We start from the raw sequence: 9917 nt of genomic DNA, 5'->3' as shown, positions 1-9917 counted from the left end.
CTATATTCCATTAGAATCTTGTATTTTTCCTCTACCGTATATTTAGTTCTTCTAGACACAAAAATGCCCCCTTTCTAGTAACAGATTTTTTATTTTTTAATCTGTCTACTTTAAAGGGAGCATATCAAAAAAAATTTTACGGTGTTTTTATGTTCGCAAATCAAATAATTATGTTTGTGTATTACAAATTTATGATAAATAGATTTTTAATTATAAAGAAGTAAAGGATGTATATGACCATATCGAAAAATATATACGTAAAACATCGTTAGAGAAATCCTATTATTTAGAAGATAAAAATAGAAAATATTTTTTTAAACTGGATATTTTTGAAAGAGCGAAAAGCTTTAAAATTCGGGGTACGTTAAATGGAATATGGAAATATTATCACAAACTACTTTACATTATACAGTAGTTTGTGATAATATAAAAATGTACTACATTATATGAAGTAATCCTTATTATAAAGAGGAGGTGCAAAATGGAATTTGAAAAGGAAGTTTTAAAAGGGTATATAGACACACTGATACTGTCAGTTCTGTATGAAAATGATATGTACGGTTATGAAATATCAAAGAGAATTAGAGAAAAGTCTAATGATGAATTTCAAATGAAAGAAACTACACTATATGTATGTTTAAAAAGATTAGAAAAGAAAAATTACATTGAAGGCTACTGGAATGATGAAAAAAATACTGGCGGGGGAAGGAGGCGTTACTATAAAATTTTGGAAGAAGGAAAAGAGATTTTTAAACAAAAGACAAAAGAATGGAAGGCATTACAAAAGATAATGAACCGTTTCGTTTTAGATACTGATGAGTAAAGAGTTGATTCAAATTAAGTTTGGGAGGGGAAGGTCATGGACAGAATTAATAACTACATTAGGCAAATTTATAAAAGCTTTAATAATAAAGATAAAGATGTTAAGATATTAAAAGAAGAAATGAAAACTCACTTGAATGAGCGAACAAAAGAGCTCCAGAATAAGGGATTAAATGAAGATGATAGTATTGATATTGCTATAAAAGAGTTTGGACCAGTAAAGGAAGTAGATGCTGAATTATCATTGATTATTTCAAAACAGAAAAAGTTTTGGAAGTATTTGTTTTTATGTGCTATAGTTATTTATTTAATTGGTGCTGCACTAAGTTTAATATATAATAAAAATAGGATTACTTTTTTAAAAGACGGTTTTGGTACCCAATACTATAAACAGTCTTCCTACATAGTTAAGGATGGGCTAGCGGATATTTTAAAAAACGAAGATAACTTTAGTAAAGACACTGAAAAAAAAATAACTGAAAAACTTGATAAATATAATTCTCAAAACAATAATGGTATTTATTATTGTTCTGTAAGGAAGGATCATAAAGAATTATTTTTATATAATAAAGAAAATGAAATTCCAATATCAGAAAGGGATTCTGGTTTTGAAACATACTTTGTTTATGCTAAGAATGAAAAAACTTTAAAATATAGTATTGTTTTCAAGTATACAAGAAGTCAGGACATACTAGATGATAAAGCAATGGATGAGTATGGAAATTTGTATAATAAGACCATTTGGAGTAAATTTGAGTATTATAGCTATATAGTATACTTTGTATCATGGATAGTATTTGCTATAGCATTTTTAGGTATAATTTATTCAGAAAGAAAATTACCTATATTTTTTATAGTATTAGTTTTTCTAGAAACTTGCGGTTTATTTTGCATACTCTTTGATGATAATAACCATGGTTGGATGGGATTTATGTCAAGATACACTATAGCAGCAATACTTATTACTGGATTAATAGCTGCAATCTTATATAAAAAGACAAATTCAAGGAAAGTATTTTAAATTTGCTAATTTATGGTATATTATACTAAGTATGGTCGACTTTTAAATGATTATTTTAAACAATATTATGTTGTGTTACATTTTGCTTAGCTTAGTTATCGGAAACAAGGCGCATTACTTGTTAGTGCGCCTTGTTTCAATACATTGATTATTTTAATTTTATGGTAAACTTAGAGTTATCGTATAATTTATAAAAGTCTTCTAGATTTGATGTACCTATTTTGTATTTTTTATCCTTAGATACACCTTTAAAATACATTATAAAGTCATGCTGATTTGATGGATTTATGTTAGTATTATATCTATTTTCACTGATTATACTTTTATTATTTTCTTCATCTAATAAAAGTAATCCTCCTGATTGCTCAATAGGTATTTTCCCTTCAGCAGAATAGTAAACTTTTAAAACATCATTATCCCATTCTAGTTTGTTCACTATTAATTTCCCTAGCTCTCCTTGAGGTAGTTCAAGTGGAAGTTTATCCATATTATAAAATCTTGGATTTGGTACATAATCTTCTTTATAGTCAAAAGGCAAGAAAGTAAGTGATTTTGTATTGCGGTTTGTTAATGCATTATAATAAAGTTCTCCGTAAGATCCATTTCCAGAACCTCTTTGAGAATTTATCATATTACCACTATCATCAAATAAAAAACAAGAATGCCTAGAAATATCTCCATCAACTTCTATACTAGTAGATAAGGGGGTGATACATATCCTTTTTATTCTATACTTTGTATTTCCAATGTTAATATTTTTATTAACATTATAAGTTTTAGTTTCCTTTTCTATATCCTTATTATCTACTTTGATATTGAATTTCCAGTTACCATCTAAGCCAGCTATTTGAGTAATATTCATAGACAAATAAAATGTATTTGGAAAGTTATGTTTCATTGTATCTATTTCCATAACACCATCATATCTTTTATCACCAATTTGATTTTCACCTCCTATAGAATCACCAAAGGTAAACTCTTTTTCATTAATTTTCAACATTCCCGTAATTGAACCTGAAACGTTCAATGTATTTTTTAAACTATTGTCACCAATGATAGAATAAGAAATCATAATTTTATTATTGTCACTTGCTATTTCATTAATTACAAATTTAATATTTTTATCATAGGCTGTTAGACTAACGTGCTGAGTATATTTTTTATAGTCTGCATAATCACCTCGTATATTTGCTATTGATTGTGTTAGAGATTCCGTTATATTAACAGCTAAGGTATGATTATTTATTACAGCGGTACTTAAACATATTAGTATACATGCTGTAATAGCATATTTTATTTTGTTCTTTCTTTTTTGTAATTTCTTTTTAAGGTTCTTTTTAATTCTTTTTGAGCTTAAATCATCCAATTCAAAGCTTTCATCAAACTTATCATCAATTTCAGCATAATTTAGTAACTCAAATATAATATCTTCATCACTATTTACAGTTCCCATATAATTACCTCCCCATAAGCTTTTCCAATTTATTTTTTATAAATTTTCTGCCCCTAGATAATCTATTGTCAATTACAGTTCTGGGTAGATTTAAATATTCAGCAATATTATTAATATTTTCATTTAAAATATATCGTTTGATAAATATTTGTCTGTCAATTTCACTCATATTTTTTATAATACCTACAATAGTATTAATATCATTAGTTTGAATGATTTTTTCCTCAATATTATCATTGGATATTGCTGTATCATCTTTAAGTTCAACGGCTTTAGGTGTTTTATTTAGCTTCCTTATGTAGTCAATTGCTTTATATTTTGATATAGCAACAAGCCATTTTTTAAAAGTTGTAATATTAGCATCATATTTGGCGGCACTTTTCCAAAGTGATATAAAAATATCACTTACGCACTCTTCAATATCCTGCTTAGATGCTGTATCTTTTAATAAATCAAAAACTACCATATATACCAATCCAACATATTTTGAATAAGTGTAATCCAATGCTTTACTATTTTTTCGCTTTAGTTCACTTATATAATTACTTTCATCTATCTTCATCATATACCTCCCGAAGAGCTATTCATAAATCTAATACGATGGTTAATACGTATTTCTATCAAACATGAATAAAATAATTATACAAAAAAATAAAATTACACGGAGAGATATTTTTACAATAATGAAGCCCATTTAAATATTTTTCATATAAGTCTTAGTAAAAAATTTTTGAAAAACTTATGGCTTTTGAATTGTCTGAGGTACGAGTTTTCAAAAGTTATTAGTTTTTTTCAAAATTTTTTACTTGGACTTATCAAAATATTTAATGGGCTGAAGGTTGTAAAAATATCCGCAGTGTAATTTTATTTTTGTTTGAGAAATTATTTTACTACTTTGATATATTCAACTTCAGGGTCTTCTGTGCCTTGAACATACAATCCAGTATCTTTTAGTTCTTGCACGTAGTCTACAATTTCTTTTGTTATTTCTTCACCCGGGCAAAGCACTGGTATTCCAGGAGGATATGCCATTAAAAATTCTCCACTTATCATACCTATGCTGTCTTTTAACAGCACCGGCGTTTTTTCAGAATTAAAAGCATCTCTTGGAATTTTTAATTGTACTGGTATAGAAGGCATATCCAGAAAGTCTGATTTTCTAGTTCCTCTCCCATAGTATTCTGTACTTACTTCTTCTAGAGAATTTATAAGGGCATCTATATTTTCTTTAGTATCGCCAAAAGAACCAACAGCTAAAATATTATATAAATCTGAGAGTTCCATTTGTATATGATACTTATTTGATAAAATCATATCTAAGTCATAGCCTGTAATACCTAAATCTCTACAGGTTATGGTTATTTTGGTAGGATCAAGGGACACTACGCCGGGATTACCAACTATTTCTTCACCAAAACAGTAGAATCCTGGTACATTGTTGATTTTATACCTGGCATAACTTGACAGGTCAATAGCTTTACTCAGCAATTCTTTTCCATGGAGAGCTATTTGCCTTCTGGCACAATCCAGCGAAGCCATTAAGACATAAGAAGGTGAAGTTGTTTGCAGTAGAGATAAAACTTGTTGAACTTTGTGTATATCAATACGCTCTGAACGAACGTGAAGCAGCGAACACTGAGTCATAGCACCTATTATTTTATGAGTACTTTGGGAACACATATCGGCACCAGCTTGCATAGCTGATATTGGCAAATTATCGTTAAAACCAAGGTGTGGTCCATGGGCCTCGTCTACAATTAAAGGAATATCATAATTGTGTACTATATCTGATATTTTTTTAATGTCTGCAGCTACTCCGTAATAGGTGGGATTTATAATTAAAACAGCCTTTGCATCAGGATTTTGTTTTAAAGTATTTTCTACGGTTTCAGAAGTAACACCATGGGCAATTCCTATTGTTTTATCTAGTTCAGGTTGCATATATACAGGTATTGCACCACTTAATATAATTCCAGCAGTAACGGATTTGTGCACGTTTCTTGGAATTATTATTTTATCTCCTGAATTCACTACAGACATGATCATGGTTTGTATAGCACCAGATGTTCCATGTATTGAAAAAAAAGCAGCATCAGAGCCATAGGCATCTGCAGCTAATTGCTGTGCCCTTTTTATTGGACCAGTAGGATGGTGAAGACTATCCACTAATTTAAATACAGTAACGTCAATTTTAAAGGGGTTTTCTCCCATGAAGTTTTTAAACTCTTCGTCTATACCGTTCCCTTTTTTATGACCTGGCACATGAAAAGGAATGGTATTCCTATTTACATATTCCATTAATGCATCAAACAGTGGAGTTTCACTTTGATCTAATTTATACACCTTGATAAACACCTTCCTTCAAAAAAAATACCCTTTAACTCTTGGAATTAAAGGGATAATCATACTTAGTAAAAACTAATATCATTATATGTTAATTCATATAGAGATTCAATAATACCAATTTATATAAATAAATTAACCTAAAATTAAGAAATAAGTTATATATATATATTATGAGGTAAAAATATGGTTGTATACATGTTTTTAGATATAGTTTATAGTATAATAGTAAATGTTAAATATTGCATATAGGAGGTAAAGATAATGTATAGAGAAAAATATGAATATTGGTTGAGTTCACCTTATGTGGATGATGATGGAAAAATAGAACTAAAAAATATAGAAGATGAAAAGGAAATAGAAGATAGATTTTATAAGGATTTGGAATTTGGCACAGGAGGTCTTAGAGGCGTAATAGGTATAGGCAGTAATAGAATGAATATATATACTGTTGGAAAAGCTACAGAAGGATTATCAAAATATCTTATAAAGAAATATAATACAAGTATTTCCGTATGCATAGCTTATGATTGTAGAATAATGTCCAAGGAATTTGCAGAGGCTGCTGCAAGTAATTTATGTGCCAATGGTATAGAAGTAAATCTTTTTAAAACTCTCCATCCAACACCAATGCTCTCCTATGCGGTAAGAGAACTTAAAAGTAAGGCAGGTGTTGTTATAACAGCATCTCATAACCCAAAGCAATATAATGGATATAAGGTATATGGGGAAGATGGTGGACAGGTAACAGATGATTTTGCAAATGAAATACTATCTTGTATAGAAAGTATCAGTGATTTTTCAGAAATAAAACATATGGATTTAAAAGAAGCTGAAAACAAAGGTATACTTCATATGTTGGGAGAAAATATAGATAAATCCTATATAGAGAAAGTAAAGAACCTTGCTATAAGGAAAGATCTTATAGAGGCACATGCAAAAGATTTAAAAATAATATATACTCCACTGCATGGAACTGGTAATATTCCAGTGAGAAGGGCGCTTAAAGAACTTGGATATGAAAATGTGAATATAGTAAAAGAACAGGAAAGCCCAGATGGGAGTTTTCCAACAGCAGAATATCCTAATCCAGAAGATCCTAGAGTTTTTAAACTGGCTTTAGATATGGCACAGGCTATAAAGCCAGATATAATATTTGGAACAGATCCAGATTGTGATAGAATAGGGATAGTAGTGAAGAATGTAGAAGGCCAGTATAAAACACTTACTGGAAATCAAGTAGGTGTTCTTTTAACCCATTATATTCTTTCATCCTTAAAGGAAATTGATAAATTGCCGAAAAATGGTGTTGTGGTAAAAACTATAGTAACTACGGAGATGGTTCAAGATATAGCAAAAGAATATGGAGTAGAATTAGTAAATGTGTTAACTGGATTCAAATATATAGGAGAAAAAATAAAAGAATTTAAAAGCAAGGAAAATAAAGAGTATATATTTGGATTTGAAGAAAGCTACGGCTATCTGGCAGGAGATTTTGTAAGAGACAAGGATGCTGTAATTGCAGCTACGCTTATATGTGAAATGACGCTGTACTATAAAACGAAGGGCATGAGTCTTTACGAGGCTCTATTAAATCTGTATAAAAAATATGGATTTTATAAAGAAAAGTTGATTTCAGTAGAACTTAAAGGAAGAGAAGGTCACGAAAAAATAGAAAAAATTCTCCAGTACATGAGGCATTCCATGAAAAGAACACTTGGTGATGCAAAAATAGTTAAAAAATTAGATTATAAGTTAAGTGTAGAAAAAGATTTAATAAATATAAATGAAAATATAATACATTTACCTAAGTCAAATGTGCTGAAATTTATTATGGAGGATAAGTCTTGGTTTGTAGTTAGGCCTTCGGGAACGGAACCTAAAATAAAAATTTATCTTTCAATAATAGGAAACAGCTTGAAAGATGCTGAAGAAAAAATGAATGTATTTGAGAAAAGAGTTATGAAAATAATAGACGATGTAAATTGCTAATAAATTGTGTAGGTGGTAAATTAATGGATATAAAATCACATTTTGCAGAAAAATTATCTAAATTATTATTTGTAGAAGTAAATGAAAAAAGTTTAGAAAAAATATTTAAAGTTACTTTCCCAGAAGATATATATTTGCCTTTAAGTTCTAAAAATATAGTTGACGATGTTAAAATTAAAAACAATATGGATAGAATACCAATAGGGTATTTTATTGAAGGCATGTTTTACGTATTAGGTGCAGATGAAAATTTTAAGTTTAGCAAGCAGTATAAGAGCATAATAACCGGAAATAATGAATACATTAGATTTATAAAAGGCATAATAGCAAAGAATGTTAAAAATAAAGAATATGAAGATGCCTATATATTATTAAAAGGGTTATCTACTATGGAAGATTCTATAGAAATATATGACAAACTTATAGCTATGGTAGATGAGATTAGAAAAACCAACAAAATATATAAGGAAGAGGAATTGCAAATATTAAAAAGAGCCGAATCCAAAGAAAATTATGCACTGCCATATCTTTATGAATCCCTTATTAAAAGAGAAGAGGGAGATTATGAAAAAGCATTGTTTTATATAAATAACTATGTAGGAAAAGGCGGAAAAGAAACCTTAGAAATAACAGATATGAAAGAAGAACTTAAATCTATTGTACACTATGACAGGGGAAAAGAGCTTTTAGAAGATAATCCTGAAGAAGCATTAAAATTGTTAATACCTCTTATGGATACTTTTGGAGATAATGCTTCCTTGTATTACTACATAGCAGTTGGATATAGAAAACTAGAAAATTATGAAAAGGCAATTTATTACCTAAACGATGCACTTAATATAGACAGCAGTATAGTAGAAATTGTAAATGAAATGGGCATAAATTATGCATCTATTGGAGACTATGAAAAGGCTATAGCTTATTTGAGAAAAGCATTTGAAGCCACTAGATCCGTAGAAATATGCACTAATCTTATAATGTGCTATTTGGACTCTGGAAATTTACAAGATGCAAAAAAACATTTGGAAATCGCAAAGAAAATAGATCCTAAAGATGAAGTAGTTATTGAAATAGATAACTTTATTAAGAAGATTGAAAAAAAGTAATCCTATGTAACATGAATGTGAAAGGAGATTTTAAGGTGAATGTAAAAAAAGCTATAATACCAGCTGCTGGACTTGGAACAAGATTTTTGCCTGCTACAAAGGCCCAACCTAAGGAAATGCTGCCTATAGTAGATAAGCCTACCATCCAATATATTATAGAAGAAGCAGTAGCATCTGGAATAGAAGAAATTTTGATAATAACAGGAAAAAATAAGAGGGCAATAGAAGATCACTTTGATAAATCCGTAGAATTGGAACAGGAACTGGAGAATAAAGACAAGAAAGATCTTTTGAAAATGGTACAGGATATATCAAATATGGCAGATATATATTACATAAGACAGAAGGAACCTAAGGGTCTTGGACATGCAATAAGTTGTGCAAAAACTTTTGTTGGAAATCAACCTTTTGCGGTAATGCTCGGTGATGATGTGGTAGATAGTAAAGAACCTTGCCTAAAACAGCTTATAAAATGCTATGATGAATATAAAACTTCAATTATAGGTGTACAGGAGGTTCCTAAAGAATACGTAGATAGATATGGTATAGTAAAAGGAATGTATATAGAAGATAAGGTATACAAAGTTAAAGATTTAATAGAAAAACCTAAAGTTGAAGAGGCTCCGTCTAATATAGCCATACTTGGAAGATATATAATAACACCATCCATATTTGAAATATTAGAGAACACTACTCCAGGAAAGGGAGGAGAAATTCAACTCACAGATGCCCTGAGAACTTTAGCTCAAAATGAAGCTATGTATGCATATAATTTTGAGGGAAGAAGGTATGATGTGGGAGATAAACTTGGATTTTTACAAGCCACTGTGGAATATGCCTTGAAGAGAGATGAACTGAAAAAGCCTTTTATGAAATATCTTTTGGATTTAAAAGAACAAAAGATATTTAAAGAAGTTTATGATGATATAACTTCTAATTCTCATAACAAATAGAGTTTAATAAAGCTGCATCTATAATTTTAGAATTTATGTAAAATTATAGATGCAATTTATTTAGTAACAAAAAATTAATTAATTTATCAATACTGCTGGTGAAATAGAACAGCAGTATTAAATTGTGTGATGTGTGACATTACCTGTTAAAAAATGTGTTGAATAATTTTGTTTATGATGTAAAATAGATAAAGGGAGTTTTTATATAAAATTTTTACAATAATTTA

Annotated in this window: 8 protein-coding genes; 5 read left to right on the top strand and 3 right to left on the bottom strand. The window is 29.2% G+C overall.

Annotated features, from left to right (window positions below; translation table 11 throughout):
• Nucleotides 1-481: 481 nt before the first annotated feature.
• Together CLCOS_RS02655 and CLCOS_RS02650 are read left to right on the top strand one after the other, a co-directional pair.
• Nucleotides 482-823, top strand: coding sequence for a PadR family transcriptional regulator (locus CLCOS_RS02655; protein ID WP_063600037.1), 342 nt, complete (start codon nucleotides 482-484; stop codon nucleotides 821-823).
• A gap of 36 nt (nucleotides 824-859) precedes the next feature.
• On the top strand, nucleotides 860-1843 hold the full coding sequence (locus CLCOS_RS02650; RefSeq protein ID WP_063600038.1) for a permease prefix domain 1-containing protein: 984 nt from the start codon (nucleotides 860-862) through the stop codon (nucleotides 1841-1843).
• Nucleotides 1844-1991: 148 nt separating this feature from the next.
• Here CLCOS_RS02650 and CLCOS_RS02645 read toward each other — a convergent pair whose 3' ends face one another.
• From CLCOS_RS02645 to CLCOS_RS02635, 3 genes are all read right to left on the bottom strand, one after another.
• Nucleotides 1992-3296 (bottom strand): DUF4179 domain-containing protein, encoded by a 1305-nt coding sequence (locus CLCOS_RS02645; RefSeq protein WP_063600039.1) that lies wholly within the window; start codon nucleotides 3294-3296, stop codon nucleotides 1992-1994.
• Between the two features lie 4 nt (nucleotides 3297-3300).
• Nucleotides 3301-3858: a sigma-70 family RNA polymerase sigma factor gene (locus CLCOS_RS02640; protein WP_063600040.1), complete on the bottom strand. Its 558-nt coding sequence runs from the start codon at nucleotides 3856-3858 to the stop codon at nucleotides 3301-3303.
• Between the two features lie 320 nt (nucleotides 3859-4178).
• A complete protein-coding gene (locus CLCOS_RS02635; RefSeq protein ID WP_013240050.1) occupies nucleotides 4179-5639 on the bottom strand; it encodes an aminotransferase class I/II-fold pyridoxal phosphate-dependent enzyme in 1461 nt (486 codons plus the stop codon).
• 264 nt (nucleotides 5640-5903) lie between these two features.
• On the opposite strand from CLCOS_RS02635, the gene CLCOS_RS02630 reads away from it, so the two are divergent.
• The 3 genes from CLCOS_RS02630 to galU are packed head-to-tail and all read left to right on the top strand — an operon-like array spanning nucleotide 5904 to nucleotide 9690.
• Nucleotides 5904-7631 (top strand): phospho-sugar mutase, encoded by a 1728-nt coding sequence (locus tag CLCOS_RS02630; protein WP_013240049.1) that lies wholly within the window; start codon nucleotides 5904-5906, stop codon nucleotides 7629-7631.
• Nucleotides 7632-7654: 23 nt separating this feature from the next.
• Nucleotides 7655-8737 carry a tetratricopeptide repeat protein gene (locus CLCOS_RS02625; RefSeq protein WP_013240048.1) on the top strand — a complete coding sequence of 361 codons (1083 nt, stop codon included), beginning with the start codon at nucleotides 7655-7657 and terminating at the stop codon, nucleotides 8735-8737.
• Between the two features lie 35 nt (nucleotides 8738-8772).
• Entirely contained in the window at nucleotides 8773-9690 is a 918-nt protein-coding gene (galU, locus tag CLCOS_RS02620) for a UTP--glucose-1-phosphate uridylyltransferase GalU (RefSeq protein ID WP_013240047.1), read from the top strand.
• The last annotated feature ends 227 nt before the right edge of the window (nucleotides 9691-9917 follow it).

The organism is Clostridium coskatii (genome assembly GCF_001675205.1).
Lineage (GTDB): Bacteria > Bacillota > Clostridia > Clostridiales > Clostridiaceae > Clostridium_B > Clostridium_B ljungdahlii.
The sequence above is the reverse complement of the archived record's forward strand: the minus strand, read 5'-3'. Positions and strand labels throughout refer to the sequence as shown.

What these genes read in the sequence shown, in the direction of transcription:
- CLCOS_RS02625 (WP_013240048.1), top strand. Translation starts at nt 7,655, where the DNA reads ATGGATATAAAATCACATTTTGCAGAAAAATTATCTAAATTATTATTT.
- CLCOS_RS02645 (WP_063600039.1), bottom strand. Translation starts at nt 3,296, where the DNA reads ATGGGAACTGTAAATAGTGATGAAGATATTATATTTGAGTTACTAAAT.
- CLCOS_RS02655 (WP_063600037.1), top strand. Translation starts at nt 482, where the DNA reads ATGGAATTTGAAAAGGAAGTTTTAAAAGGGTATATAGACACACTGATA.
- CLCOS_RS02650 (WP_063600038.1), top strand. Translation starts at nt 860, where the DNA reads ATGGACAGAATTAATAACTACATTAGGCAAATTTATAAAAGCTTTAAT.
- CLCOS_RS02640 (WP_063600040.1), bottom strand. Translation starts at nt 3,858, where the DNA reads ATGAAGATAGATGAAAGTAATTATATAAGTGAACTAAAGCGAAAAAAT.
- CLCOS_RS02630 (WP_013240049.1), top strand. Translation starts at nt 5,904, where the DNA reads ATGTATAGAGAAAAATATGAATATTGGTTGAGTTCACCTTATGTGGAT.